Origin of the sequence: Amycolatopsis arida (assembly GCF_900115565.1) — a bacterium.
GTDB classification, from domain to species: domain Bacteria; phylum Actinomycetota; class Actinomycetes; order Mycobacteriales; family Pseudonocardiaceae; genus Yuhushiella; species Yuhushiella arida.
The window spans coordinates 134,650-160,939 of record NZ_FOWW01000004.1; the positions used below are offsets into that span (position 1 = coordinate 134,650).

Annotated in this window: 29 protein-coding genes; 18 read left to right on the forward strand and 11 right to left on the reverse strand. The window is 73.2% G+C overall.

Going from position 1 to position 26,290, the window contains the following annotated elements; all coding sequences use genetic code 11:
• Window positions 1-221: 221 nt before the first annotated feature.
• From BM051_RS13680 to BM051_RS13705, 6 genes are read left to right on the forward strand one after another with little or no spacing between them, the layout of a single operon-like run.
• A complete protein-coding gene (locus BM051_RS13680) occupies window positions 222-1,088 on the forward strand; it encodes an EamA family transporter (protein ID WP_092530513.1) in 867 nt (288 codons plus the stop codon).
• Between the two features lie 45 nt (window positions 1,089-1,133).
• On the forward strand, window positions 1,134-1,514 hold the full coding sequence (locus BM051_RS13685; protein ID WP_092530514.1) for a VOC family protein: 381 nt from the start codon (window positions 1,134-1,136) through the stop codon (window positions 1,512-1,514).
• 21 nt (window positions 1,515-1,535) lie between these two features.
• The gene (locus tag BM051_RS13690; protein ID WP_134046219.1) at window positions 1,536-2,768 is read left to right on the forward strand and encodes a DUF6346 domain-containing protein; all 1,233 of its coding nucleotides are present in this window, start codon (window positions 1,536-1,538) and stop codon (window positions 2,766-2,768) included.
• Window positions 2,769-2,789: 21 nt separating this feature from the next.
• Entirely contained in the window at window positions 2,790-3,320 is a 531-nt protein-coding gene (locus BM051_RS13695) for a YbaB/EbfC family nucleoid-associated protein (RefSeq protein ID WP_243859615.1), read from the forward strand.
• 3 nt (window positions 3,321-3,323) lie between these two features.
• On the forward strand, window positions 3,324-3,632 hold the full coding sequence (locus tag BM051_RS13700; RefSeq protein WP_092530517.1) for a type VII secretion target: 309 nt from the start codon (window positions 3,324-3,326) through the stop codon (window positions 3,630-3,632).
• The gene (locus BM051_RS13705; protein WP_092530518.1) at window positions 3,629-4,669 is read left to right on the forward strand and encodes a WXG100 family type VII secretion target; all 1,041 of its coding nucleotides are present in this window, start codon (window positions 3,629-3,631) and stop codon (window positions 4,667-4,669) included. The genes BM051_RS13700 and BM051_RS13705 overlap by 4 nt, the downstream gene beginning before the upstream one ends.
• 20 nt (window positions 4,670-4,689) lie before the next feature.
• Here BM051_RS13705 and BM051_RS13710 read toward each other — a convergent pair whose 3' ends face one another.
• A complete protein-coding gene (locus BM051_RS13710) occupies window positions 4,690-5,292 on the reverse strand; it encodes a class I SAM-dependent methyltransferase (RefSeq protein WP_092530519.1) in 603 nt (200 codons plus the stop codon).
• Window positions 5,293-5,403: 111 nt separating this feature from the next.
• Between BM051_RS13710 and lepA the strand changes: the two genes are divergently transcribed.
• Window positions 5,404-7,263 carry a translation elongation factor 4 gene (gene lepA, locus BM051_RS13715; RefSeq protein WP_092530520.1) on the forward strand — a complete coding sequence of 620 codons (1,860 nt, stop codon included), beginning with the start codon at window positions 5,404-5,406 and terminating at the stop codon, window positions 7,261-7,263.
• A 46-nt stretch (window positions 7,264-7,309) separates the two neighbouring features.
• A complete protein-coding gene (locus tag BM051_RS13720; RefSeq protein WP_092530521.1) occupies window positions 7,310-8,368 on the forward strand; it encodes a nitronate monooxygenase in 1,059 nt (352 codons plus the stop codon).
• 19 nt (window positions 8,369-8,387) lie between these two features.
• Here BM051_RS13720 and BM051_RS13725 read toward each other — a convergent pair whose 3' ends face one another.
• Window positions 8,388-9,413 carry an alpha/beta hydrolase gene (locus tag BM051_RS13725; protein WP_092530522.1) on the reverse strand — a complete coding sequence of 342 codons (1,026 nt, stop codon included), beginning with the start codon at window positions 9,411-9,413 and terminating at the stop codon, window positions 8,388-8,390.
• A 98-nt stretch (window positions 9,414-9,511) separates the two neighbouring features.
• Window positions 9,512-10,480 (reverse strand): zinc-binding dehydrogenase, encoded by a 969-nt coding sequence (locus BM051_RS13730; RefSeq protein ID WP_092530523.1) that lies wholly within the window; start codon window positions 10,478-10,480, stop codon window positions 9,512-9,514.
• Window positions 10,481-10,540: 60 nt separating this feature from the next.
• Here BM051_RS13730 and BM051_RS13735 point away from each other — a divergent pair, with 60 nt between their 5' ends.
• From BM051_RS13735 to BM051_RS13760, 6 genes are read left to right on the forward strand one after another with little or no spacing between them, the layout of a single operon-like run.
• Complete coding sequence (locus tag BM051_RS13735; RefSeq protein ID WP_092530524.1) at window positions 10,541-10,741, forward strand: hypothetical protein; 201 nt, start codon at window positions 10,541-10,543, stop codon at window positions 10,739-10,741.
• Window positions 10,742-10,750: 9 nt separating this feature from the next.
• The gene (locus tag BM051_RS13740) at window positions 10,751-11,188 is read left to right on the forward strand and encodes a guanyl-specific ribonuclease (protein ID WP_092530525.1); all 438 of its coding nucleotides are present in this window, start codon (window positions 10,751-10,753) and stop codon (window positions 11,186-11,188) included.
• On the forward strand, window positions 11,185-11,577 hold the full coding sequence (locus tag BM051_RS13745; RefSeq protein ID WP_243859617.1) for a barstar family protein: 393 nt from the start codon (window positions 11,185-11,187) through the stop codon (window positions 11,575-11,577). The genes BM051_RS13740 and BM051_RS13745 overlap by 4 nt, the downstream gene beginning before the upstream one ends.
• Window positions 11,578-11,632: 55 nt before the next feature.
• Window positions 11,633-12,073 (forward strand): VOC family protein, encoded by a 441-nt coding sequence (locus tag BM051_RS13750; RefSeq protein WP_092530526.1) that lies wholly within the window; start codon window positions 11,633-11,635, stop codon window positions 12,071-12,073.
• A gap of 36 nt (window positions 12,074-12,109) precedes the next feature.
• Complete coding sequence (locus tag BM051_RS13755) at window positions 12,110-12,607, forward strand: DUF3224 domain-containing protein (RefSeq protein ID WP_134046221.1); 498 nt, start codon at window positions 12,110-12,112, stop codon at window positions 12,605-12,607.
• Between the two features lie 34 nt (window positions 12,608-12,641).
• Window positions 12,642-13,814: an AAA family ATPase gene (locus BM051_RS13760; protein WP_092530528.1), complete on the forward strand. Its 1,173-nt coding sequence runs from the start codon at window positions 12,642-12,644 to the stop codon at window positions 13,812-13,814.
• Window positions 13,815-13,816: 2 nt separating this feature from the next.
• On the opposite strand, the gene BM051_RS13765 is transcribed toward BM051_RS13760, so the two are convergent.
• From BM051_RS13765 to BM051_RS13800, 8 genes are all read right to left on the reverse strand, one after another.
• Entirely contained in the window at window positions 13,817-14,602 is a 786-nt protein-coding gene (locus tag BM051_RS13765; protein WP_092530529.1) for an enoyl-CoA hydratase family protein, read from the reverse strand.
• 296 nt (window positions 14,603-14,898) lie between these two features.
• Window positions 14,899-15,669 carry a sirohydrochlorin chelatase gene (locus tag BM051_RS13770; protein ID WP_092530877.1) on the reverse strand — a complete coding sequence of 257 codons (771 nt, stop codon included), beginning with the start codon at window positions 15,667-15,669 and terminating at the stop codon, window positions 14,899-14,901.
• 125 nt (window positions 15,670-15,794) lie between these two features.
• Window positions 15,795-17,150, reverse strand: a complete 1,356-nt coding sequence (locus tag BM051_RS13775) for a sulfate adenylyltransferase subunit 1 (protein ID WP_092530530.1) — start codon at window positions 17,148-17,150, stop codon at window positions 15,795-15,797.
• Window positions 17,151-17,152: 2 nt separating this feature from the next.
• Window positions 17,153-18,073, reverse strand: coding sequence for a sulfate adenylyltransferase subunit CysD (gene cysD / locus BM051_RS13780; protein ID WP_092530531.1), 921 nt, complete (start codon window positions 18,071-18,073; stop codon window positions 17,153-17,155).
• Between the two features lie 11 nt (window positions 18,074-18,084).
• Window positions 18,085-18,789 (reverse strand): phosphoadenylyl-sulfate reductase, encoded by a 705-nt coding sequence (locus tag BM051_RS13785; RefSeq protein ID WP_092530532.1) that lies wholly within the window; start codon window positions 18,787-18,789, stop codon window positions 18,085-18,087.
• The gene (locus BM051_RS29895) at window positions 18,786-18,941 is read right to left on the reverse strand and encodes an Insertion element protein (RefSeq protein ID WP_092530533.1); all 156 of its coding nucleotides are present in this window, start codon (window positions 18,939-18,941) and stop codon (window positions 18,786-18,788) included. Before BM051_RS29895 ends, BM051_RS13785 begins: the two co-directional genes overlap by 4 nt.
• Entirely contained in the window at window positions 18,938-20,638 is a 1,701-nt protein-coding gene (locus tag BM051_RS13795) for a nitrite/sulfite reductase (protein WP_092530534.1), read from the reverse strand. Before BM051_RS13795 ends, BM051_RS29895 begins: the two co-directional genes overlap by 4 nt.
• Window positions 20,639-20,966: 328 nt before the next feature.
• Window positions 20,967-21,767, reverse strand: a complete 801-nt coding sequence (locus BM051_RS13800) for a hypothetical protein (RefSeq protein WP_092530535.1) — start codon at window positions 21,765-21,767, stop codon at window positions 20,967-20,969.
• A 99-nt stretch (window positions 21,768-21,866) separates the two neighbouring features.
• Here BM051_RS13800 and BM051_RS13805 point away from each other — a divergent pair, with 99 nt between their 5' ends.
• The 4 genes from BM051_RS13805 (at window position 21,867) to hemW (ending at window position 26,257) form a co-directional block, all read left to right on the forward strand.
• Window positions 21,867-23,582, forward strand: coding sequence for a carbon starvation CstA family protein (locus BM051_RS13805; RefSeq protein ID WP_092530536.1), 1,716 nt, complete (start codon window positions 21,867-21,869; stop codon window positions 23,580-23,582).
• Window positions 23,579-23,851, forward strand: a complete 273-nt coding sequence (locus BM051_RS13810) for a cory-CC-star protein (RefSeq protein ID WP_092530537.1) — start codon at window positions 23,579-23,581, stop codon at window positions 23,849-23,851. The genes BM051_RS13805 and BM051_RS13810 overlap by 4 nt, the downstream gene beginning before the upstream one ends.
• Window positions 23,842-24,768: an ArsA family ATPase gene (locus BM051_RS13815; RefSeq protein WP_424923290.1), complete on the forward strand. Its 927-nt coding sequence runs from the start codon at window positions 23,842-23,844 to the stop codon at window positions 24,766-24,768. Before BM051_RS13810 ends, BM051_RS13815 begins: the two co-directional genes overlap by 10 nt.
• A 283-nt stretch (window positions 24,769-25,051) precedes the next feature.
• Window positions 25,052-26,257, forward strand: a complete 1,206-nt coding sequence (gene hemW / locus BM051_RS13820; protein ID WP_092530538.1) for a radical SAM family heme chaperone HemW — start codon at window positions 25,052-25,054, stop codon at window positions 26,255-26,257.
• The last annotated feature ends 33 nt before the right edge of the window (window positions 26,258-26,290 follow it).

Below are 26,290 nucleotides of genomic sequence, written 5' to 3' on the forward strand. Positions count from 1 at the left end.
CCGGTCCCGGCTCCTCGCCCCGCCACCGGCCGCGATGCCATGATCGAGGGTGCCAGTGCCTAGGGTTCCGCCGCCGGCCCGACCGAGGAGACGGCACGGGGAACGACAACCAGGGCCGGCGGGACCGGTCCGAGCGGCACCATCGGCCCAACTGGCCGTTCAGCTGACGGGACAAAAGCCTGGAGGCCCGCATTCCGCGTACGACACGGAAAGGGTCCCCGGTGAACGTCCTCGCTCTCGGTCTCGTCCTCGGTGCCGCCGCCCTGCACGCCGGGTGGAACCTGGCCGCCAAGCGCGTCCCGGACGGGGGCGCGCGGTTCGTCTACCTCTACTACACCGTGTCCGCGGTGGCCTGCCTGCCGGTCGCGTTGGTGGCGCTGCTGCTCGACCAGCAACGCCCGGCGTGGGGCTGGTTGCTCGCCGCGGCCGGCACGGCCGTGCTGCACGTCGGCTACGGGCTGGTGCTGCAGCGCGGGTACGCGGTCGGCGACCTGTCCGTGGTGTACCCGCTGGCCCGCGGCACCGGCCCGCTGCTCGCGGTCCTCGCCGCCGTGCTGCTGCTCGGCGAGCGCCCCGGCTGGACCGGTCTCACCGGCGCCCTGCTGGTCGTCGCCGGCGTCCTGGTGATCGGCTGGCCGGGCCACGGCACCGGCGACCGCCCGGCACTGCGCGCCGGCATCGGCTACGGCGTGCTGACCGGGGTGATGATCGCCGCCTACACGCTGTGGGACGCCCACTCGGTCACCGGGCTGGCGGTGCCGCCGCTGGCCTACCTTGCCGCGGGCTCGGCGCTGCAGAGCCTGCTGCTCGCCCCGCTGGCCCTGCGCGACCGCCCCGCCCTCGACCGGCTCTGGCGCGCCCACCGGCGCGAGGTGCTCCTCGTCGGGCTCCTCTCCCCGCTGGCCTACCTGCTGGTGCTGTTCGCCCTGCGGCTCGCCCCGGTGAGCCTGGTCGCCCCGGCCCGCGAGCTGAGCATCGTGCTCGGCGGCCTGGCCGCCTGGCTGGTGCTGGGCGAGGCCGAGCCGGTGCGCCGGCTCGCCGGCTCGGCGGTCGTGCTCGCCGGCATCGCCGCGCTCACCCTGGCCTGACCAGCGGGGTGGCCCCGCCGGCGCCCAGCCGGTAGGCAGGGAGGCATGGAGATCCTGAGCAGCCGCGTACTTCTGAAGCCGAAGGATCCGGCGGTGACCACGGCGTTCTACCGGGACGTGCTCGGCCTCGCGATCTACCGCGAGTTCCCCGGTGGCACGGTGTTCTTCCTCGGCCAGGGCCTGCTGGAGGTCGTCGGCCGCGGCGAGGCGGGCGCCGGACCGGACGTGGCACTGTGGCTGCAGGTCCGCGACCTGCCCGCGACCCTCGCCGAGTTGTGCTCCCGCGGTGTGGCGATCGAGCGGGACGCCCGGCGCGAACCGTGGGGGCTGGACGAGGCGTGGATCGTCGACCCGGACGGCACCCGCATCGTGCTGGTGGAGATTCCCGAAGGCCATCCGCTGCGCACGGACGCCCGCACGCCCTGACCCTGTGCCACACTTCGCCCCGTGCGCACGTCCGCGGAGGCTCCCGCGCCGCTCGCCCGGCGGGTGGGCCGCGCCCTGATCTGGTTGCTGGCCCTGGTCGTCGGCCTGCTCGCGTGGGCGACGGTGGCCAGGGTGACCTACGGCGGCGGGCCCGAGGTCGACCGGCTCGGCACCGCCCAGGTGCTGCGGTGCGTCGAGCACGGCCCGGTCAGTCGCTTCGGCGTCGGCACCACCCACACCTGCACGGCCGAGGTGCGGTGGTCGAACGGGCAGGTCGAGCAGCGGGAGTTTTCCCCGGGGCAGCTGAGTCCCGCCGACACCGGCGCGGCGGTGCCGGTGTACCTGGACATCCCCGAGGGCGTCCGCGGTGAGCTCTCCCTGGGCCGCAACGACAGCGCCCGGTTCTCCGCGCTGCGGCTGCCGGCGAACCTCCTGCTCGGGGTGGTCGTGGCGGGCCTCGGCCTCGGCGCCGCCTACACCGGTTACCGGGTCTTCCGCCCCCACTCGGCCCGGCCCGAGCGGGGCGAGCGCCCGGAGCGACGGGTCCGCGGCCGCGCCGCGGAGCAGCGCAAGGCCGGCCGCCGCGCCGAGCGGCGCTGGCCGGTGACCGCGGCCGACCTCGCCGCGACCCCGACGCCCCGGCGCACCGTCCGGCTGCGGCTGCTGGCCGCGTGGTGCGTCCTGGCCGTGCTGTACACGCTGCTGGCCACCGTCCCGCGCTACGACGCGCCGAGGTCGCCGGAGTTCACCTCCCCCTGGCCGCGGCTCGGCGATGCGCTGCTGCTCGACGTGCCGCCCACGGCCGTCGCGGTCCTCGGCACCATCCTGGCGGTGCTGCTCGCCGCGGCCGCCGGCGCGTCGCGCACCGACGCCGCGCGCGTCGTTCGCCACGGGCCCGACTACGTCGGCCGGGACCTCGCCGGCCGTGGCCCGGTGGAGCGCAGGGTGGCCGACCAGCTGGGCCGGCTGGCCGCGCACGACGTCGGGTTCCGACTGGCCGGCGTGGCCGTCGGAGTGCTGTTGCTCGCCGTGGCGGCGTGGGCAACAATGCGCGCGATCAACGCCTGGTCGTCCCAGGCCCCGGTCCCGGTGCAACTCGCCAGCCTGCGCGACGCGGTGCTGCTCGCCGCGCTGGCGTCGCTGTGGCTCGGCACCGTGGAGACCCGGCACCGGCGGCTCACCCTGCTGCTGGAACGGCACCGGGAAACTTCCCGGGCATCGGCGGGAACCGGGAGCGGCTCGGCGGAGTCGTAACGGCGCGGTGGAAGGAGCGCGGTGGCAACGGAGGGCATGGCGGGGGGTCAGCAGTGGCTGGCCGACTACACCCGCAGGGTCGGGGAGATCCAACGCAAGGCGGAGCAGACCCAGGAGCAGATCAAGAACCTGCGGGCACGGGCGGCCAGCCAGGACGGCTCGGTGTCGGTCGTGCTGGCCCCCGGCGGGCGCCTGGAGCGACTCGACCTCTCGCCACGGGCGATGGACCTGGGTCCGCAGCGGCTGGCGACGGTGATCACCCAGACCATCCAGGCCGCGCACGCCAACGCGGCGGCGCAGACCGAGGAGGCGCTGCGGCCGCTGGTCGGCGAGTCCGACGCCATGGAGTTCCTGCGCGACCAGATCGGCACCTCGCTGGCCGAGGAGCCGGAGCCCGAGCCGGGCACCGCCCCCGGCGACCAGCCCGCCGGACCGGTGCTGCGCCGGCCCGACGAGCAGGCCCCGAGCCGCCCGGCGCCGCCGCGGCGCCCCCGCCCACCGCGGAACGACGACGATGACGACGAGCCGTTCGGCGGCTCCATCCTGAGGTGAGCCATGACCGGATTCAAATCCACCCCGGAGGACCTGGCGACGCACTCCGCCACCGTGAAGCGGCTCGGTGAGCAGCTGAGCGGCGCGGCGACGACGGGCCGTGGCGTCGACCTCGGCGGGGAGACCTACGGCATCATCGGCCAGGCCTTCGCCGGTGACGTCAAGGAGCAGATCACGCAGACCGCCGACGCGATCGACGAGCTCGCCTCCGGGCTGTCCGACTTCGGCGACGGCGTCGAGAGCGCCGGCCAGCAGTACCAGCGGATCGAGGACGAGATCGAGCAGCTGCTCAAGAAGTTCGGGGGCGAGTGATGGTTCTCACCGGGATGGACGAGCCGACCGCGGGGGCCGGCCCCATCGACACCGTCTACCAGGCGGCGATGGACTTCAACAAGCCCGAGGACTGGGCGATGGACGGCGTCGCGCTGGGGCTGGACACGCTCGGCTTCATCGCCAACCCGCTGGGCAGCCTGCTCGGCGCGGGCATCGGCTGGCTGATCGAGCACCTCGAGTTCCTCAAGGAGCCGCTGGACGACCTCGCCGGCGACCCCGGCGCGATCTTCGGTGTCGCCGCCGTGTGGGGCGAGCAGGTGCGCAAGGAGGTCGGGCGGATCGCCGACGACTACCAGAAGGCGATCCAGTCCGAGATCACCAGCTGGTCGGGCGACGCGGCGGACTCCTACCGCAGGACTGCCAACGAGATCGTGGAGCAGATCCGCTCGCTGGACGCGGCCTCGGCCGCCGTCGCGGAGGGCGTGAAGGGCTCAGGGCAGCTCGTCGCGACCGTGCGCGGCATCATCCGTGACCTCATCGCCGACGTCGTCGCCGAGATCATCATCGCCGCCGGGGCGGCACTGGCCACTAGCTGGTGCTCCTTCGGCGGCTCGATCGCGGCGTTCATCGGCTGGTCCGTCGCCCGCGGCGCGGCCACCGCGGGCAAGATCGCCGGCAAGATCTCCAAGCTGCTGATGAAGCTGGCCAACATCCTGAGCAAGTTCAGCAAGCTGCGCGGTGCCGTGCAGGCGCTGGGCAAGCTGGCCAAGCGGTTCGGCGACGTGGCCAAGACCCTCGGCAAGACCGCCGGCCGGCACGGCAAGGCGCTGCGGCAGATCGAGGGCAAGGTCGACGACTGGAACAACAAGATCGTCGGCCGGTTGCCGGACGGCCTCAGGGACACGGCGGGCAAGGTCGACGACATGATGACCAAGCGCCCGCGGGACGGCTTCGCCGACACCTTCAGCGCGGACAACATCGGCCGGACCGTCGTCTACGAGGCGGCCAAGGAGAACGCGCAGGCCGACGAGAACTACGACAAGGAGAAGGAGAAGCTCGCCGAGGGCAAGCAGTGACGGCCGGCCGGGGGTGGCGGTCAGTCCGGCCGGCGGGCCCGCAGCTGCGCCGCCCTGCCCGCCATCGGCCCCGGCGGGTCCCACACCCAGGTCTGCACGTCCGTGAAGCCCGCGTCGGTGAGCTCGTCGGCGAGCGCGTGCCGGGGCACCGGTAGCCACTTCTCGTGCGCGGAGAGCACCAGCCGCCCACCGGGGCGCAGCACCCGCAGCAGCTCGGCGAAGCCCGCGGCGCGGTCGGACCACAGTGGCACGGTGTTGACGCTCAGCACGACGTCCACCGAGGCGTTGTCCTGCCCGGTGTCGTCGACCGAGCCGAGCCGTAGCTCGACGGTGCCGCGGCGGGCGGCCTCGGCGCACCGCTTCCGGCACAGCTCGAGCATCTCCGCCGAGGGGTCCACGCCGATCACCCGCCGGGCCGCGGCGGCCGCCTCGGCCAGCCCGACTCCGGGACCGGGGCCGACCACGAGCACCGTCTCCTCGGCGGTTGGCCTGGCCACCGCGACGACGTGCCGCTCGGTGGGCCCGTTGCCGCGGGCCATGAGCGCGCCACCGATCCGGCCGAGCACGCCGCGCGGGTGGCCGAAGGCCCTGTCCAGTACGTCGTCGGTCAGTGAGGTACGCATACTTCGAGCACAGCACGCCTCGCCGCGGCCGGCATCGGGGATGACCCGGAATTCGCCGCGGCCGGTCATGGGACCATGGGCAGTGCCCACGACGACCCCGAGGACTCGCGAGTGACACGACCCCGCACGTTCGCCGACACGACCTTCACCCCGCCGGAGCAGATCCGGAACTTCTGCATCATCGCCCACATCGACCACGGCAAGTCGACGCTGGCCGACCGGATGCTGCAGATCACCGGCGTGGTGGAGGAGCGCGCCATGCGCGACCAGTACCTCGACCGGATGGACATCGAGCGGGAGCGCGGCATCACCATCAAGGCGCAGAACGTGCGCCTGCCGTGGCGAGTCGACGGCCGCGACCACGTGCTGCACCTGATCGACACGCCCGGCCACGTGGACTTCACCTACGAGGTCTCCCGGGCGCTGGAGGCGTGCGAGGGCGCGATCCTGCTGGTCGACGCGGCACAGGGGATCGAGGCGCAGACCCTGGCCAACCTCTACCTCGCGCTGGACAAGGACCTCACCATCATCCCGGTCCTGAACAAGATCGACCTCCCGGCGGCCGACCCGGACAAGTACGCCGCGGAGCTGGCGCACATCATCGGCTGCGAGCCGACGGACGTGCTGCGGGTCTCGGCCAAGACCGGCGCCGGGGTGCGCGAGCTGCTCGACGAGGCCGTGCGCCAGGTGCCGCCGCCGGAGGGCGACGCGGACAGCCCACCCCGGGCGATGATCTTCGACTCGGTGTACGACACCTACCGTGGCGTGGTCACCTACATCCGGGTCGTCGACGGCCGGATCACCCCGCGGCAGCGGATCCGCATGATGTCCACCGGGGCCACCCACGAGCTGCTCGAGGTCGGCATCATCTCGCCGGAGCCCAAGCCCAGCGCGGGCCTCGGCGTCGGTGAGGTCGGCTACCTGATCACCGGGGTGAAGGACGTCCGGCAGTCCCGGGTGGGTGACACCGTCACCAGCGAGAAGCACGGCGCGAAGGAGCCGCTGGCCGGCTACCGGGATCCCAAGCCGATGGTCTACTCGGGGTTGTACCCGGTGGACGGCTCGGACTACCCGGTGCTGCGCGAGGCGCTGGACAAGCTGCGGCTCAACGACGCCGCGCTCACCTACGAGCCGGAGACGTCGGTGGCGCTCGGGTTCGGCTTCCGCTGTGGGTTCCTCGGCCTGCTGCACCTGGAGATCACCCGTGACCGGCTGGAGCGCGAGTTCGGCCTCGACCTCATCTCCACCGCGCCGAACGTCGTCTACGAGGTGCGGATGGAGGACGGCACCGAGATGCAGGTGACCAACCCGTCCGACTGGCCGACCGGCGGCAAGATCGCCGAGGTGCGCGAGCCGGTGAGCCGGGTGACGATCATCGCGCCGGCCGAGTTCATCGGCGCGATCATGGAACTGTGCCAGAGCAAGCGCGGCCAGCTGCGCGGCATGGACTACCTGTCCGAGGAGCGGGTCGAGCTGCGCTACGACCTGCCGCTGGCCGAGATCATCTTCGACTTCTTCGACTCGCTCAAGTCGCGCACCCGCGGCTACGCCTCGCTGGACTACGAGGAGGCCGGCGACCAGGCCGCCGACCTGGTGAAGGTGGACATCCTGCTGCAGGGCGAGCCGGTGGACGCGTTCTCCGCGATCGTGCACAAGGACGCCGCCTACGCCTACGGCAACAGGATGGCCACCCGGCTGCGCGAGCTCATCCCACGGCAGCAGTTCGAGGTGCCGATCCAGGCGGCCGTCGGCTCGCGGGTGATCGCGCGGGAGACGATCCGGGCGATCCGCAAGGACGTGCTCGCCAAGTGCTACGGCGGGGACATCTCCCGGAAGCGCAAGCTGCTGGAGAAGCAGAAGGAAGGCAAGAAGCGGATGAAGACCGTGGGGCGCGTGGAGGTGCCCCAGGAGGCCTTCGTCGCTGCTTTGTCCACTGAGGATGGTTCCGACAAGGGCAAGGGCAAGAAGTAGGTCACGTTCGGCTGGCCCGTCGCGCCGGCGGTCGTAGGGTGAGGGCATGTTCGACACGTTGCGTTGCCCCGTGATCGTGGCGCCGATGGCCGGCGGCCCCTCGACCCCCGAGCTGGTGGCGGGCGCGGGCGAGGCCGGCGCCTTCGGGTTCCTGGCCGGTGGCTACCTCGACACCGGCGCGCTGGCCGACCGGATCGACCGCACCCGCGCGCTGACCGGCGCTGACTTCGGGGTCAACCTGTTCGTGCCCGGTGAGCGGTCGACCGCCGGCCTCGGGACCTATGTCGAGCGGGTGCGGGCCGAGGCGGAGCGGTACGGCGTGGCGCCCGGTGAGTCGCGCTGGGACGACGACGCGTACCCGGCCAAGCTGGACGTGGTGGTGGAGCGGCGGGTGCCGGTGGTGTCGTTCACCTTCGGCATGCCGAGTGAGCGGGACGTGGCGCGGCTGCGCGAGGCCGGCAGCAGGGTGCTGGTCACCGTGACCGGGCCGGAGGAGGCCGCCGCGGCGGCCGCGCTCGGCGTGGACGGGCTCTGCGTGCAGGGGTTCGAGGCGGGTGGCCATCGCGGCCTGCTGGCCGACGACCCGGCGCACCCGGCCGGCGGTGAGCTGTACGGGCTGCTCGCCGCGATGCGCCTGGTGTCGGCGGTCACCGACCTGCCGCTGGTCGCGGCCGGGGGACTGGTGCACGGGGCCGACGTCGCCGCGGTGCTGGCGGCCGGCGCGGTGGCCGCCCAGCTCGGCACGGCGTTCCTGCGGGCCGACGAGGCGGGCACGGCGCCGGCGTACCGGCGCGCACTCGCCGAGGCGGGCCGGCCCACGGCGATCACCCGCGCGTTCAGCGGGCGGCCGGCGCGCGGGCTGGTGAACCGGTTCCTGGACGCGCACGGCGCGCACGCGCCGGCCGCGTACCCGCAGGTGCACCACCTGACGAAGCCGGTGCGCGCGGCGGCCGGCGCGGCCGGTGACCCGGAGGCGCTGTCGCTGTGGGCGGGGCAGACCTACGCGCTGGCGGGCGCCGGGCCGGTGGCGGAGATCCTGGACCGGCTGACCGAGCAGGCACGCGCGGCCCTCGACCGCGCCGCCCACCGCGTCCTCGGCCGCTGACGTCTCCGGTGGGCGCCGGTCAGCCGGCGGCGTCGCGCTCGGCGGGGACCGCCGCACCGCCCGCCGGGGCGCGGGTCCCGGCCGAGTGGTGCACGCCGGCCGCGAAGTAGGCGAGCAGCTCGGCCACCTCGGCCGGGTCGTCCAGCTGCGGGCAATGCCCCCAGTCGTCGCGGACCAGCAGCCTGCTGTGCGGCACGAGCGCGTGCAGCTGCCGCCCGGACGCCGCGCTGACCAGGCGGTCCTTGCCGCCGGCGACCACGAGCAGCGGCACTCGCACGCGGTCGAGCTGGTAGGCCGCGGCGAGCTCGGTGATGAGCTGGCGGGCCTGGTGGAGGCGGTGCGTGGTGCTGCGGTAGTCCGGGAACAGCTCGAGGAACCGGCGCACGTGCTCCGGCTCCGCGGTGGTCCGGTCGCCGTAGAGCAGCCACGGCACGACCTGCTCGGCGATCGCGCGGACGACGAACCGGGGCACCGGAAGCGGCAGCGTCGAGTACAGCCGTAGCGGCAGCGGGTACCGGGCGACGGTGCGGATCAGCCACGAGTCGACGAACCCCGGGGCCGCGATGGACGCGATCCCAGCCAGCGGCAACCGCGGATCCTGCGCGGCACGCAGGCCGAGCGTGCCGCCGAGCGAGTTGCCGGCCAGCACCACGGTGCCCAGCGCCGCCTGCTCCCGCAGCAGCGCCGCGGTGAACATGTCGAGCTGCGGCAGCATCGGCCCCGGCCGCAGCGCCTCGGCCGCACCGAACCCGGGCAGGTCCACCGCCACCGCCGGGTGGCCGGCCGCGCCCAGCTCCTCCAGCACCGGGCGCCAGGTGTCCGCGCTGTCGCAGTAGCCGTGCAGCAGCACTAGGCGGGGACGCTCCGACCGCGCGGCCCCGCGCCGCCGCGGCCGCGCGCGTCGCGGCCCTTCCTGCGGGGGCCCGACCTCGAGCACCCTCGTGCGCACCCCGGCGATCCGGCGGTGCCCGACCCGGACCACCGCCGGATCGGTCTCCTGCCGGCCCGGTGGGGTGAGCGGGGCGGCCCGCCGTGTCGCGGTCACCTGTCCAGGCTAGCCAAGGACTCTCGACTTCCGCTCGGAAACCGTGGATCACAAACACGTATCGGCACGGCGTCAACGAGGCGTCTGCCCAGGTCAGCTCACTCCCGGACGAAGACGATCTTGCCGGCGGTCGCCCCCTCGTGCATGTCCCGGAAGCCCCGCTCGGCCTCGGTGAACGGCAGTTCGGCGCCGATCTGCGGGCGGATGCCGGCGAGGTCGACGTAGGCCAGCAGGTCGGCCAGCTCGTCCCGGGTGCCCATGGTCGAGCCGACCACCCGCAGTTGCAGGAAGAACACCCGCTGCAGTTCGGCGTCGGCGTTCGGTCCGCTGGTCGAGCCGGAGACCACGATGACCCCACCCGGCTTGAGCGAGCGCACCGAGTGCCCCCACGTCGCCTTGCCGACCGTCTCGAACACGGCGTCGACTCGCTCCGGGAGCCGAGCCCCGGACTCGAACGTCCGGTGCGCGCCGAGCCGCTCCGCCAGCGCCCGCTTCTCCTCGGTACGTCCGGTCGACCACACCCGCATCCCGGCCGCCACGCCGAGCTGGACCAGCGCGGTGGCGACGCCGCCCGACGCGCCCTGCACCAGCATCGTCTGCCCGGGGCGCAGGCCCGACTTGACGAACAGCATGCGGTAGGCGGTCAGCCAGGCGGTTCCCATGGTCGCCGCCTCGGTGAAGGACAGGCTCGCCGGCTTGGGCAGCACGTTGCGGGCCGGCACCACGACCCAGTCGGCGAAGGTGCCCTGGTACCTCTCGGTGAGCAGGGTGCGCTTCGGGTCGAGCGTGTCGTCGCCCTGCCAGCCGGGCGCGTTGACCACCGAGTGCAGCACCACCTCGGTGCCGTCGTCCAGCACGCCGGCGCCGTCGCAGCCGAGGATCATCGGGAACTGGTTGGGTTTGATGCCCACCCCGCGCAGCGTCCAGATGTCGTGCATGTTCAGGCTGGCCGCCCTGACCGCCACCCTGACCCACCCCTCGGGCACCTCGGGCTCCGGCCGTTCGCCCACCACCAGGGAGGCGAGCGGGTCGTCCTGGTTCGGTTCCTTCGCGTACACGGCAAACATGGGGGTCAACCTACCCGCCCGTCGCTCGGGGTACAGCCGGGCCGGCGTAGGCTCACCGGCGTGCTGGACGGACTGACCGCGTGGTGGGACACGTTCGAGCTGTGGCTCGCGCAACGCTGGTTCCCGGTGCAGTTCGTCCTGGTGATGGCGGTGCTCGTGCCGCTGTGCCTGGGGGTGGCGTGGGTGCTCGGCTGGCTGGTCGACCGCCTGCCCCACCGGTTCGGCGTGACCCGGGAACAGGAGCCGCCGGGCCGGTCTTAGGGTGTCGCCATGCGGAACCGGAGACGGATCACCGCCGCGCTGGTCGGGTTGATCGTCCTGGTGCTCGGCGGCTGGCTGGTGCAGGAGGCCGTCACCGACGGTGGGGGTGCCGGCGCACCGGCCGGAACCAGCCAGGCACCGGCTCTGGGCGCGGAGTCCGGGCAGCGGGCGGTGCCGCTGTCGAGCCTGCCTCCAGAGGCACGTGATACCTGGAAACTGATCGAGCAGGACGGGCCGTTCCCGTACCCGGACCGGGACGGGAGCGTGTTCGAGAATCGGGAGAAGCTGTTGCCCCCCAAGGCGTCCGGGTACTACCGGGAATACACCGTGCCGACGCCGGGCAGCCGGGATCGCGGCCCGCGGCGGCTGGTCACCGGCTCCGGCGGCGAGTTGTACTACACGGACGACCACTACGCGTCGTTCGTCCTCGTGGACCCGGCCCGGTGAGCACCGTGGACACACCGAACGTCAGCTCCATCGCCGACGGCGCGCGGGCGCGCGGGGCGTTCCCGCACGTGGTGAACGCCGGCGCGCGGCCGGACAAGATGTCCACACTGGACGCCATCGCCGCCGCGTTCTCGTTCCCCGACTGGTTCGGCCGGAACCTGGACGCGCTGTACGACATGCTCACCGACCTGTCCTGGCTGCCCACCGGTGAGCACGTGCTGATCTGGGTGGACGCGGACGCGTTGAAGCGCGCGGACCCGAAGGGCTACCTGGGCATCCACGGCGTGCTCTCCGACGCCCAGCGGGCCACCACGCACGGCGCGGACCGGTCCGACCTCCGCCGGCTCACCGTGGTGCTGACCTCCGGCGACGGCAGCGCGCCGGAGTAGCCCGGCGTCCGGTTCGATCAAGCCGGCGGACGGTCGGTCGTGCGAAGCTGACGACATGGAGCAACGCGTCGACATCCTCACCCTCGCCACGGCCGACCTGGACGCCGCCCGGCGGTTCTACCGCGACGGGCTGGGCTGGTCCCCGCTGTTGGACGTGCCCGACGAGATCGTCTTCTTCCAGGTGGCGCCCAGGCTGGTGCTGGGCCTGTTCCGTGCCGACAGGTTCCGCGCGGACCTCGGCGGCACCGCGGCCGAGCCGTCGCTGACCGGGATCACCCTGTCGCACAACGTCGCCAGCCCGGACGCGGTGGACGAGACCGTGCGGGCGGCGGTGCGCGCCGGCGCTCGATTGGTCAAGCCGCCGCAGCGGGCGGACTTCGGCGGCTACCACGGGCACGTCGCCGACCCGAACGGCGTTATCTGGGAGATCTGTCACAACCCGGGCTGGCGGGTCGACCCCGACGGCCGGGTGCACCTGGAGGAGATCCCGGACTGAGTGTCGCTCCGGGGGCCGCTCGTTCGTCTCCCGGACATGAACACGGCACGACGTCCGCGACCGCTGGCCCTCCTGCTGCTGACGGCGCTTCCCTTCGCCGGGGTGGCACCGGCCGGAGCGGCCGCGCCGGGCGGGCGCCTCACCGGCGTCTTCACCATCACCTCGTGGAACGAGAGCACGCACCACGAGCTCCCCGGCGGGGCACGGCTGATCCACCTCACCGCCACCGACACGTTCGCCGGCGGCATCACCGGCGAGGCGTGGGCGGAGGAGGAGCACCTGATCCGCGCCGACGGCACCCGCGACTTCGCCGGGATGATCGTCGTGACCGGGCGAGTCGGCACCAGGGCGGGCGGCTTCGTGATCCGGACGACCGGCACGTTCGACGGGCACACCGCGCGCAGCGACTGGCGGGTCGTCCCCGACTCGGGCACCGGAGGGTTGCGTGGCCTGCGCGGTGTCGGCGGTGACCGGGTGACCGCCGCCGACGGATCGCACGTGCGCTACACCCTCACCTACTGGTTCGACCACTAGGGCCCGACCGTGCGGCCCCGGCTAGTGTCGGGGAATGCTGACCACCGTGGCCGTGCGGAACTACCGGTCACTGCGGGACCTGGTGCTGCCGCTGTCCGGGTTCACCGTGGTGACCGGTGCCAACGGCAGCGGCAAGTCCAACCTGTACCGCGCGCTGCGCCTGCTCGCCGACGCCGCGCGCAACGGCGCCGTGGCCGCGCTCGCCAGGGAGGGTGGGCTGCCCTCGACCCTGTGGGCCGGGCCCGAGGTGCACGGCCGGGCGGTGCGCGAGGGGCGAGCACCGGTGCAACCGGTGCGGCGGAGCGAGCCGGTCGGTCTCCGGCTGGGCTTCGCCGGCGACGAGTTCGGCTACGCGCTGGACCTCGGCCTGCCGGTTCCCGAGGACGAGAGCGAGTTCAACCTGGATCCGGAGGTGAAACGGGAGTGCGTGTGGCGCGGCCCGGTGCTGCGCCCGGCCACCCTGGTCGCCGACCGGGCGGGGCCCAGGATGCTCCGGCGTGACGAGTCCGGCGGCTGGGCGCAGGACGCGCACCCCATCGGACCGACCGACAGCATGCTCAGCCAGTTCGCCGACCCGCGGGCCTGTCCCGAGCTGCTGATCGTGCGGGAGCGACTCCGCTCGTGGCGCTTCTACGACCACTTCCGCACCGACGCCGACGCCCCCGCGCGGCAGAGCCGGATCGGCACCCGCACCCCGGTGCTCGACCACGACGGCGGCGACCTCGCCCCGGCGCTGCGCACCATCCAGGAGTTCGGCGACGGTGCCGCGCTGGGCACGGCGATCGACAACGCCTTCCCCGGTTCCCGACTGGAGGTGTTCGCTGCCGACGACGGCCGGTTCGACCTCCGGTTCCACCAGCACGGGCTGCTCCGCCCGCTCGGCGCGGCCGAGCTGTCCGACGGCACCCTGCGCTACCTGCTCTGGGTGGCCGCGCTGCTCAGCCCGCGGCCGCCGGAACTGCTGGTGCTCAACGAACCGGAGACCAGCCTGCATCCCGACCTGGTGCCGGCGCTGGCCGCCCTGATCGCGACGGCGGCGGAGCGGACCCAGCTCGTCGTGGTCTCCCACTCCGAGCTCCTGGTGCGCGCGGTGACCGCCGTCGCGGAGGACGCCACCCCGGTGGAGCTGGTGAAGGAGCTCGGCGCCACGCAGGTCGTGGGCCAGGGTCGGCTCGACCGGCCGTCCTGGCAGTGGCCCAAGCGATGACGCTAGCCGGCGCCCGGCTCCGAGGGGACCCATGCCGCGGGGCGCTTCTGGGCGAAGGCGGTGATGCCCTCCTGGGCCTCCTCGCTGGCGAAGAACCGGGCGGAGAGCTCGAGCATGTCGGCGAACGCCGCGGACAGGGTCGAAGGTCGCTCGGTGCGCAGCAGCTCCTTGGTCGCGGCGAGCGCGTTGGGGCCGCCGAGCGACAGCGACCGGACGTAGCGGGCGACCTCGGCGTCCAGCCGCTCGGCCGGCACCGCCGCGTTGATCAGGCCGATCTCGGCGGCCCGCTCGGCGTCGAACGTGTCGCCGGTGAGGAAGAGCTCGTGCGCGGCGCGCGGGGTGAGCCGGGGGAGCACGGTCACCGAGATGACCGCGGGGACGACGCCGATCCGCACCTCGGTGAACGCGAAGGTGGCGTCCCGCACCGCGACGGCGATGTCCGCGGCCGCCACGATGCCGACACCGCCCGCGCGGGCCGGCCCGGCGAGCTTGGCGACCACCGGTGTGGGACTGGTCCAGATCTGCTCGAGGATCTCCGGGAACTCGTTGACACCCTGGTCGGCGGCGCCGGCGCCGCGGGCCTCCTTGAGGTCCATGCCGGCGCAGAACACCGGGCCGGTGTGGTCGAGCACGATCACCCGGACGGCCTCGTCGGCCACCGCGGTGGTGAGCCCGTCGCGGAGCTCGCGGCGGAGCTGGGCGGACAGGGCGTTGCGGTTGTGCGGCGAGTCGAGCGTGATCGTCGCGACGCCACCCGCCACCGAGTAGTGCACCAGTTCGTCAGCCATGCGGACACTGTGACACAGCACCCGGTCCGCTCCGACGTGATCCTCGTCGGCGTGCGGTCACCGAATGTGGTCGTGGTGCGGACCGGGTTCGGGGCGGAATGGCAGGCCGTGGCGGCGGAGAACTGGACGAACTGGCGCGCCACCACAGGGTGCACGTGCGTGGCCGTACCGCCTCGTGGTTCGCCAACACCACCCGATTGTGTCGAACGCCCGTTCGAATGTCGCCGTATCGTGGACTCACGCGGCCCATCTGACGCCGCGTTGGAAGGGGGTCGGAAGCGTGCTGGAATCGGTGGTCAGGCCGGGCGGGTGGCAGCGGTGGCCGTCGCCTCGGCGTATCGCTGGAGGACCAGGTGGGCGACTTTGGTGTCCGCGCCGAGCGGTGCGGCCAGGGGGATGGCCGGGTCCGCGTGCCGGGCGAGCGTGGCGATCCGGTCGGGCAGCAGGCCCGGCGCGAGGAACCAGGACGCCACCGCGAACCGGCGGGCGCCCATGGCGCGGAGCTTCGCGATCGCCGCCGGGACGTCCGGCTTGGCCGCGCTGGCGAACGCCGCGACCACCCCGGCGACCGGGTTCCTGGTAGCCCAGTGCCGGGCCAGGCGGCGCACCACGTCGTTCGCGGCCGCGTGCGACGAGCCCACCGCGGCCAGGACGATGCCGAGTTCGGGGTCGGTGAGGTCGGCACCGGCCGCGACGAGCCGGTCGAGGGCGAGCGCCGCCAGGGCCGGCGGGTGACCGAGCACGTCCGTCACCGACACTCGTAGCCGGGGTGAGCGGGTGGTGACCTGGTCGACCAGCGCCGGTAGGTCGACCCGGGCGTGGTAAGCGGTGCCGAGCAGCAGCGGCACCACCACCGCCTCCCGGTGACCGTCGCCGTGCAGTGCGGTGAGGACGTCCGGCACGCTCGGCTCGGACAGGTCGAGGAACGCCGGACGCACCTCGAGACCCGGCGCGAGCGCCCGCACGACGTCGACCAGTGCCCGAATGGTCGCCGCCGAGTGTGGGTCACGACTGCCGTGCGCCACCGCCACCAGCGGCGGCGCACCACCGGCGTCACCGGTAACCACGGCGCCCCGGTTCGTGCCGTCGGCTGGCCGGGTGCCGCCGCGTGCCGTGGTACCACGATCGGGCACACCGCCAACCAGGGCGGGGAGGGGGTGGGGGAGGGGCCCCTTCGGTAGGTGCGCGGCGCTCACGTCTGCGTACTCGGTGCGGACGGTTCGGGTGACGGCGACCCGGGCGCGGACGCCGGTGACGCCGATCCCGCGGCCGACGGGGGGCGCAGGGCCGAGAAGCGCTCGCCGACCATGCCGGCGGCCAGCGTGTCGCCGTTCTTCGGGTCGATCACCAGGAACGCGCCGGTGCGCGGGCTGGTGGCGTAGTCGTCCACCGGGACCGGCTCGGCCAGCCGCAGCCGCACCGCACCGATCTCGTTCAGTTCCAGCGAATCGGGACCGTCCACGGTGGACAAAGACTGCTCGTCGAAGCGGCGGTCCAGCTCCTCCACCAGCGCCGGAACGGTGCGGGTGCCGTGCTTCACCAGCACCCGCGCCCCGGCTCGCAGCGCGGTCCCGGACAGCCAGCACAGCGTCGCGGCCAGCTCGTCGGTCACGGTCGGCGGCGCGTCCGCCGCGGCGAGCAGGTCACCCCGGGCGACGTCCAGCTCGTCGGCCAGCACCACGGTCACCGACCGCCCGGCCCCTGCCTCGGGCAGCGGACCGTCCGCGGTGTCCACCCGCTCGACCCTGCTGCGCAACCCCTGCGGCAGCACCACCACCTCGTCGCCCGGCCGCACGGTGCCCGAGGCCACCTGCCCGGCATACCCGCGGTAATCGGGATGCTCGGGGGTACGCGGCCGGATCACGTACTGCACCGGCAGCCGGAACGGCGCGTCGTGCGGGTCGGGCGCCACCGGCACGTTCTCCAGGTGTTCCAGTAGCGTCGGCCCGGCGTACCACGGCGTGCGCTCCGAGCGGGCGGCCACGTTGTCGCCGTGCAGCGCCGACACCGGGATCGCCAGCACGGTGCCCTCGGCGTAGCCCAACGACGCCGCGTGGGTACTGAATTCCTTGGCGATCACCGCGAACGCGGCCTCGTCGTAGCCGATCAGGTCGATCTTGTTCACCGCGAGCACCAGGCGCGGCACGCCGAGCAGGGCGAGCACGGCGGCGTGCCGGCGGGTCTGCTCCACGACACCCTTGCGCGCGTCCACCAGCAACACGGCCAGCTGTGCCGTCGACGACCCGGTGACGGTGTTCCGCGTGTACTGCACGTGGCCCGGCGTGTCGGCCAGCACGAAGCTGCGCCGCGGCGTGGCGAAGTACCGGTAGGCGACGTCGATGGTGATGCCCTGCTCCCGCTCCGAGCGCAGCCCGTCGACCAGCAGGGAGAGATCCGGTGTGGACAGTCCACGGTCGACGCTGGCGCGGCGCACCGCGTCGAGCTGGTCGGCCAGCACCGACTTCGTGTCGTAGAGGAGCCGCCCGACGAGGGTGGACTTTCCGTCGTCCACGCTGCCGGCCGTGGCCAGGCGCAGCAAAGAGCTCATGGTCAGAAGTACCCCTCTCGCTTGCGGTCCTCCATCGCGGCCTCGGACAGCCGGTCGTCGGCCCGGGTGGCGCCCCGCTCGGTGAGGCGGCTCGCCAGCACCTCGGCGATGACGTCCTCCACCGTGGCGGCCGTCGACTCCACGGCGCCGGTGCACGAGCCGTCGCCGACGGTGCGGTAGCGCACGGTCAGCTCGCGCACCTCCTCGCCCTCGCGCGGCCCGCCCCACGGACCATCGGTCAGCCACATCCCGTCCCTGCGGAAGACCTCGCGCCGGTGTGCGTAGTAGATCGACGGCAGCTCGATCCGCTCCTTGGCGATGTAGTGCCACACATCGGCCTCGGTCCAGTTCGACAGCGGGAACACCCGAACGTGCTCGCCGGGGCGGTGCCGGCCGTTGTAGAGGTTCCACAACTCGGGCCGCTGCCGGCGCGGCTCCCACTGCCCGAACGCGTTGCGCAGGCTGAAGATCCGCTCCTTGGCGCGCGCCCGCTCCTCGTCCCGCCGGCCGCCGCCGAACACCGCGTCGAACCTGTGCTCGGTGATCGTGTCCAGCAGCGGCACGGTCTGCAGCGGGTTGCGGGTGCCGTCCGGCCGCTCGGCCAGCCGGCCGTCGTCGATCCAGTCCTGGACCTTCGCCACGACCAGCCGCAGCCCGTGCCGGGCCACCACCTCGTCCCGGAACGCGATGACCTCGGGGAAGTTGTGCCCGGTGTCGACGTGCAGCAGCGGGAACGGCACCGGCGCCGGCCAGAACGCCTTGATCGCCAGGTGCAGCAGCAGGGTCGAGTCCTTGCCGCCGGAGAACAGGATCACCGGGCGATCGAACTCACCGGCCACCTCCCGGATGATGTGGATGGCCTCCGACTCCAGCGCGGTCAGGTTGTCGCGGGCCGCGTCCGTCGCGGGCTCGAGCGTCGTCATGGCTCCCTCTCTCACGCGTGCAGGCCACACTCGGTCTTCGCCTTGCCCGCCCACCGGCCGCTGCGCGGGTCGGCCCCCGGCGCGACCTTCGCCGTGCACGGCGCGCAGCCGATTGACGGGTACCCCTCGGCGACCAGCGGGTTCTGCAGGATCCCGTGCTCGTGCAGGTAGCCGTCGAACTCCTCGTCGGTCCACGCCGCGATCGGGTTCACCTTCACCAGGCCGTTGCGCTCGTCCCACGTGACGATCGGCGTGTTCGCCCTGGTCGGCGCGTCCACCCGGCGCACGCCGGTGATCCAGCACGAGTAGCCGGCCAGGGTGCGCCGCAGCGGCACCACCTTGCGCAGGAAGCAACACTGGTTCGGGTCCCGCTCGTGCAACCGCGGGCCGTACTCGGCGTCCTGCTCGGCGACGCTCTGCTCCGGGTAGGCGTTGACGATCCGCACGTCCGGGTAGACGGTGGTCACCGCGTCCCTGGTGCCGATCGTCTCGGCGAAGTGGTAGCCGGTCTCCAGGAACAGGACGTCCACATCGGACTTGATTTTCGTGACCAGGTCGATCAGCACGGCGTCCTGCATGTTCGACGCGACGATGAGGTCGTCGCCGAACCGCTCCACCGCCCAGCGGATCGCCTCCTCCGCCGTCGCGTCGGCGAGCTCGGCGGAAGCCCGCTCCGCCAGCGCCTTCAGCTCCTCGGTCCGGGTTGCCGTTGTCATCGCACGCCTCCTGGAAGCCGCAGTCCCACCAGTGTCACCGCGAAGACACGGCGGCATGCCGTGCACAACCACGCACCCTGCCGCTCTTCTTCCGGCCTGAGATCCTCGTCACCGCAGTACGGGCAGTAGAAGGGCGCCGCGCGCTCACTCACCGCAGGTCCTCCTCCGCCGCGCGGGCCACCCACTGCGCGAAGCGCTCACCCTGCTCGCGCTGGGCGACGAAGCGGCGCACCACCCGCTCGACGTAGCCGGTCAGCTCCGCGGCGGTGACCTTGTGCCCGCGCAGCTTGCGGCCGAACCCGGCGTCCAGGCCGAGCCCGCCGCCCAGGTGCACCTGGAAGCCCTCGACCTGGGTGCCGTCGTCGTCGGTGACGATCTGCCCCTTGAGCCCGATGTCGGCCGTCTGGATCCGCGCGCACGAGTTCGGGCAACCGTTGAGGTGCACGCTCACCGGTGTGTCTATATCGGACTGGATATCGGCGAGCCGTCGCTCCAGGTCGGCGACCAGCCGCTGGGCCCGCGCCTTGGTCTCGACGATCGCCAGCTTGCAGAACTCGATTCCGGTGCACGCCATCACGCCGCGCCGCCACGGCGAGGGGTCTGCCCGCAGCCCCAGCTCGGCCAGCTCCGCCCGCAGCCCGGACACCTCGGACTCGGGCACGTCGAGCACCACGAGCTTCTGCTGTGGGGTCAGCCGTACCCTGGCCGACCCGGCCCGCTCGGCGGCCTTCGCCACGGCGAGCAGCGACGAGCCGGACACCCGGCCGGCGACCGGCGCCGCGCCGACGTAGTACCGGCCGTCGTGCTGGCGGTGCACCCCGACGTGGTCGATGGGCACGGCCGGCACCTCGGGCGCGGGACCGTCGAGCAGCGGCCGCTTCAGGTACTCGGTCTCCAGCACCTCGCGGAACCTCGCCGCGCCCCAGTCCTTGACCAGGAACTTGATCCGCGCCCGGTGGCGCAGCCGGCGGTAGCCGTAGTCGCGGAACACGCCGACCACGCCGGCCCACACGTCCGGCACCTCGGCCAGCGGCACCCAGGCACCCAGTCGCTGGCCGAGCATCGGGTTGGTGGACAGCCCACCGCCGACCCAGACGTCGAAGCCGGGGCCGTGCTCGGGGTGTTCGACCCCGACGAACGCCACGTCGTGGATCTCGTGCGCCACGTCCGGCAGGCCGGAGATCGCGGTCTTGAACTTGCGCGGCAGGTTGGCGAACGCGGGGTCACCGACGTAGCGGCGGCGGATCTCCTCGATCGCCGGCGTACCGTCGATGATCTCGTCGGCGGCGATGCCCGCCACCGGGGAGCCGAGGATCACCCGGGGGCTGTCCCCGCACGCCTCCATCGTGGTCATCCCGGCCGCCTCGAGCTTCTGCCAGATCGTCGGCACGTCCTCGATGCGGATCCAGTGGTACTGGATGTTCTGCCGGTCGGTGATGTCGGCGGTGTCCCTGGCGTAGGTCTGGGAGATCTCGCCGAGCAGGGCGAGCTGCTCGGTGGTCAGCGCGCCGCCGTCGAGGCGCACCCGCAGCATGAAGTAGGAGTCGTCGAGCTCCTCCGGCTCCAGCGTCGCGGTGCGGCCGCCGTCGATCCCGGGCTTGCGCTGCGTGTACAGCCCGTACCAGCGGAACCGGCCCCGTAGGTCACCGGGGTCGATCGCGTCGAAGCCGGCGCGGGCGTAGATGTTCTCGATCCGCGCCCGCACGTTGAGCGGATGGTTGTCCTTCTTGGACCGCTCGTTCGGGTTGAGCGGCTCGCGGTAGCCCAGCGCCCACTGCCCTTCGCCTCGGCGTTGCTTGGGGCGCGCGGCGCGGCCGGTGTTCGGGGTTTCGCGCGTCGGCGAGGCCATCTGGTCGTCCTCCGGGGACTGGCGGTAAGGTGCCGCGCGCGCCGGCGAGCGCCCGGGGTCGACCGTGGTGGGAGCGCTTCGCGGCGGGCCCGGCGCCTGGTGGTTACGGAAACGGGCGGCGGGAGGTCAGCTCGTCGCCTGGCACAGTGCGCTGGCCATACGGCCCTGATCCACGTGTCGTCGGGACACGAGTCGCACACCGGCAGAAGTCACCCGTCCAGGGTGCCACGCGCCCAGAATGTGGTCGAGCCGCATCCACATGCTGGGAGAAGTGTCACGGTGGGCGGTGCGGTACCGAGGACGCAGCGCGACGGCGGCCACCCCGGCGTCAGGGAGTCGCGGCCCGCTCGGCGGCGGCGATGCCCCGGCGGCAGCCCCGGCCCAGGTCACGGCGCCGCTGGATCCTCCGCAGCAGCGGGAGCGGGCCCAACTCGGCGTCCGGGTCGCCGTGCCGGCGGGTCACCGTCAGCTCGGCGCCGTCCAGGGTGCCGTACCGCGACCAGCACTCCCACCGTTCGAGATCGGGCATCGAGTAGTCGTACCCGAACACCAGCGCGGGCCCGCCGGCCGGCAGGTCACCCGCGGCGAGCGGGCGCAGGCCGACGCGCTGGCCTCCGTCCCGTACCGAGGCGGTGCGCACCGCGGGGGCCCCGCCGTGCCCGTGCACCACGAGTGCCTGGGTGCGCGGGTTGGTGCGCGCGGGCAAGTCGGTGACGGTGTGCGCGTGCGCCAGCCGGACGACGATCCGGGGCAGCCACCACCAGTTCTCCCGGCGCAGCAGCGGGCTGTCGGCGAGCACCCGCGACGGCGGGTACTTCCTTAGTTCCTGGTCGAGCAGCTCACCGGCGAACACCTCGCCCGTGGTGTCGTCGGTCACGTCGATCCGGCCGGCCGCCGCCGCGCCGGCGCGGCGGGGCGGCAGGGAGCGGGAGTCGGTCACGGCGAACACCGCCTCCCCGGCCGCGCCCAGGTCGGCGATCTCGGCGGCGCGGGCGTAGGGCAGCGCCACGCACGGTGCTCCGTCCAGCGTCAGCGGTGTCACCGCCACCGCCGCGGGTTCACCCGACGGTCGTAGCCAGCACAGCTCCGCGGTGACCGCGCGTCGCCATAACCGAACCAACTCGTTCACGTCTCAACTCTTCTCTCGAAGATCGGGCTGCTGCTACCGTGCCGCGCAGTATCGGCTGGTCACAAGCCTCCGGCCAGTGGCGTCCGTGGAGGATCCGACATGCCCGCGATCGTGGTTGCCCTGGTGGTGGCCGTCCTGTTCTACCTCGGGTACCGCTACTACTCGGCGTATCTCGCCCGCAAGGTGTACGCCCTGGACCCGGCGTTCGTCACCCCCGCGCACAGCATGCGGGACGGCGTCGACTTCGTGCCGACGAACAAGCACGTGCTCTTCGGCCACCACTTCACCTCGGTGGCCGGCGCCGCGCCGATCGTCGGCCCGGCGATCGCGGTCTTCTGGGGCTGGGGGCCGGCGCTGGCGTGGGTGGTGCTCGGCACGATCTTCGCCGCGGGCGTGCACGACTTCGGCGCGCTGGTCGTGTCGGTGCGGCACCGCGCCAAGAGCATCGGCACCCTGGCCAAGGAAGTGATCAACAAGCGGGCCCGGACGCTGTTCCTGCTGATCATCTTCTTCCTGTTGACCCTGGTCAACGCGGTGTTCGCGGTGGTCATCGCGAACCTGTTCGTCGCCAACCCCTCGGCCGTGCTGCCGATCCTGCTGGAGATCCCGCTGGCCATCGCCATCGGCCAGTACATCTACCGCACCCGCAGCGCGGCGCTGGTGCCGTCGATCGTCGGGGTCGTCCTGCTGTACGCGACGATCCTGCTGGGGCAGCTCTGGCCGATCTCGCTGGCCGGCATCGCCGCCGAGGACGGGCTGCTCACCGAGCGCAACCTCTGGGTGATCCTGCTGTTCGCCTACACGTTCGTGGCGTCCCGGATCCCGGTGTGGGTGCTGCTGCAGCCCCGCGACTACATCAACTCGCACCAGCTGTTCATCGCGCTCGGCGTGATCGGGCTCGGGCTGCTGGTCGGCATGGACCGCATCGTGGCGCCGATCGTCAACGACACCCCGGCCGGCTCACCGAGCTGGTTCCCGTTCCTGTTCATCACCATCGCCTGCGGCGCGATCTCCGGCTTCCACAGCCTGGTCGCGTCGGGAACCACGTCGAAACAGCTGGACAAGGAGACCGACGCCCGATACGTCGGTTACATGGGTGCCGTGGGCGAGGGTTCGCTGGCGGTCGGTTCGATCCTGGCCTGCACCGCCGGGGTGGCGGCCACCCAGGTGGACTGGAACGCGTTGTACACCAACTTCTCCACGGCGTCGGGCGGGGCGACCGGCAACTTCGTCAACGGTGTCGCGTCCTTCGCCGGCAACCTCGGCGTGCCCACCTCGGTGGCGGTGATCTTCGCGGCGATCGTGGTGATCAGCTTCGCGGCCACCACGATGGACACCGGGGTGCGGCTGCAGCGCTACATCGTGCAGGAGATCGCCGAGATCGCCGGCGCGCGGGGGGTGGCCCGCAACGTCACGCTGGCCACCGCGATCGCGGTGCTCATCCCGCTGGTGATGGCGTTGCTGCCGGGCGGAGGGGACGCCGGGTACACCTTCGGTGTGCTGTGGCAGCTGTTCGGCACCACCAACCAGCTCACCGCGGGGCTGGCGCTGGCGGTGATCGCCGTGTGGGTCACCCGTCACCGGCGCAGCCCGGTGGCCATCCTCGTTCCGCTGGTGTTCCTGCTCGCGATGACCAGCTGGGCGCTGATCATCAACCTCGGCAAGTTCGTCGACCAGGGCCAGTGGGTGCTCGCGCCGCTGGACACGATCATCTTCGTGTTGGCGCTCTGGCTGATCGTGGAGAGCGCGATCGCGCTGCGCCGGGCCTGGCTGTCGGCGCGGTCGCCGGAGCGGGAGCCGGAACCGGAGTCGTGAGCGGGTGGGGCCGGCTGCGGTCGGCGTGGCGGCGGCTGGAGCGCGGGCACGACGCGCTGTTCGTGGCGCGCTGGCGGCAGGGGTTGCGCCGGGAGGCGCGCCGGCGCGAGGACACGCTGCGGGCGCTGGTGCTGCTGGAGTCGTTGGGCGTGGACAACCCGGTGGCCTACGAGACGCTGGACCTCGTGCCGTACCTGGTGGCCGACCTGCACGCGTGGCACCGGCGGATGGGGCGGGAGAGCTTCGGCGATCCCGGGGTGTGCTGTTGAGGCCGATCCGGTTCTTCGGCGGCAAGGGCGGGGTCGGCAAGACGACGTTGGCCGCCGGCTACGCGCTGCACCGGGCGCGGCGCGGGGAGCGGACCCTCGTGGTGTCGACCGACCCGGCGCACTCCCTCGGTGACGTGTTCGGCGTGCCGTTGGGGGAGCGGCCGCTGGCGGTGGTGCCCGGGTTGTGGGCGGCGGAGGTCAGCGGGGAGGCGCAGGCGGCGCGGCGGGTGGCGGAGATCGTGGCGGACGCGGAGCGGACGTTGCCGCGGGAGGTGCTGCCGGCGGTGCGTCGGCACCTGGCCAGGGCGGTGGAGAGCCCGGGGACCGTCGAGTCGGCGCTGCTGGACGCGGTGACCGATCTCGTGGAGCAGGTGGGTCGGGACTGGGATCGGCTGGTGGTGGACAGCGCGCCGACGGGGCACATGCTGCGGTTGCTGAGCCTGCCGGCGTTGCTGACGCCGTGGATCGAGGGGCTGGCGCGGCAGCGGGAGAGCGTGCGCGGGGTGGACCGGCTCGCGGCCGGGTTGGTGGGGCGGGCCGACGAGGAACCGGACCCGCTGCTGGAGCGGTTGCGGGCGCGACGGGAGCGGATGGCCGGGTTGGTCGAGCGGCTGCGGGCCGACGCGGAGGTACACCTGGTGCTGGTGCCCGAGCGGCTGCCGCTGGCGGAGACGGTGCGCGCGGCGGAGCAGCTGACCGGCGGCGGGCTGCGGCTGGGAACCGTGGTGGTGAACCGGGTGGTGCCGGCGGGGGAGACCGGCCTGCTGGCGCGGCGGCGGGAGCAGCAGGAGGAGGTGCTCGCGCGCGTGGCGGAGCGCTTCGGCCGGGAGGGCGTGGCACGGGTGCCGCTGCTGCCCGGGGCGCTGACCTCGACCGCCGAGCTGACCGAGGTCGCGGACCTGGTGAGCGACCTGTAGCCGCGCGACGAGCCGGATGAGCGGCAACCTCGAGTCTCCGTGTGCTGGTCATCGGGGCGACCACGGTTCTCCGCCGGGAGGAACACGCCTGCCGGTCACTCGGCCAGCACACCCTCGTCGACCAGCTTCGGCGACATCGCGTTCCGTGGAGAACCGCCCCCGCCTGGCTAGCCCTGCTGTCGAGTTGGCTGCTCGATCCAGTCGGCGTCGCATGCAGACCGGCTGGCTGGAGCACCACGACCGCCGGTGAGGCGGCGCCGGTCCACCCGGTCATACTGGTCGGGTGGCTGTTCCCGTCCTCCCCGAGGCGTCGGCGCTGCCCGCGCCCGCGCTGGCCGGGCTCGCCGGGCGGCCGTTCGGCGTGTACGTGCACGTCCCGTTCTGCGCCACCCGCTGCGGGTACTGCGACTTCAACACCTACACCGCCGGTGAGCTGGGCTCGGCCGCGTCGCCGCGGTCTTGGCTGGAGGCGCTGCGCCGCGAGCTCGACCTCGCCGCCCTCGTGCTGGGCTCGGCACCGCCGGCGGACACCGTGTTCGTCGGGGGCGGCACGCCGTCGCTGCTCGGCGCGGACGGCCTGGCCGAGGTGCTGGCCGCGGTCCGCGCCGCCTTCGGGCTGGCCCCCGGTGCCGAGGTGACCACCGAGGCCAACCCCGAGTCCACCTCCCCCGAGTTCTTCGCTGGCATCCGCGCCGCCGGCTACACGCGCGTCTCGCTGGGCATGCAGTCGGCCGCCCCGCACGTGCTGCGCGTGCTGGATCGCACGCACACCCCCGGCCGGCCGGGGGCGGCCGCCACGGAGGCGAGGGCCGCGGGGTTCGCGCACGTCAACCTGGACCTGATCTACGGCACGCCGGGTGAGCGCACCGAGGACCTGGCGGCGTCGCTGGCCGCGGTGGTCGAGGCGGGCGTCGACCACGTGTCGGCGTACTCGCTGATCGTGGAGGACGGTACCGCGTTGGCTCGCCGGGTGCGCCGCGGTGAGCTGCCGGCGCCCGACGAGGACGTGCTGGCCGCCGACTACGAGCTGATCGACCGCACCCTGCGGGACGCCGGCCTGCGGTGGTACGAGGTGTCGAACTGGGCGGCCACCGACGCCGCCCGCTGCCGGCACAACCTCGGCTACTGGCGCGGTGGCAACTGGTGGGGCGCCGGGCCCGGCGCGCACAGTCACGTCGGCGGGGTGCGCTGGTGGAACGTCAAGCACCCGGCCCGCTACGCCGGCCTGCTCGCCGCCGGCGAGTCCCCGGTCGGCGGGCGGGAGGAGCTCACCACCGACGAGCGGCACACCGAGCGGGTGATGTTGGAGCTGCGACTGGCCGAGGGCCTGCCGCTGGACGCGCTGGACGTCGCCGGCCGGCGCGCCGCCCGCGCGGCCGCGACCGAGGGCCTGCTCGAGGGGTCCACGATGGACGCCGAGGCCCGGGCCGTGCTCACCGACCGCGGCCGGCTGCTCGCCGACGGCGTGGTGCGCCGCCTGCTGGGCTGACCGGGCTCACCCGCTGGTGGGGCGAGCGGCTGC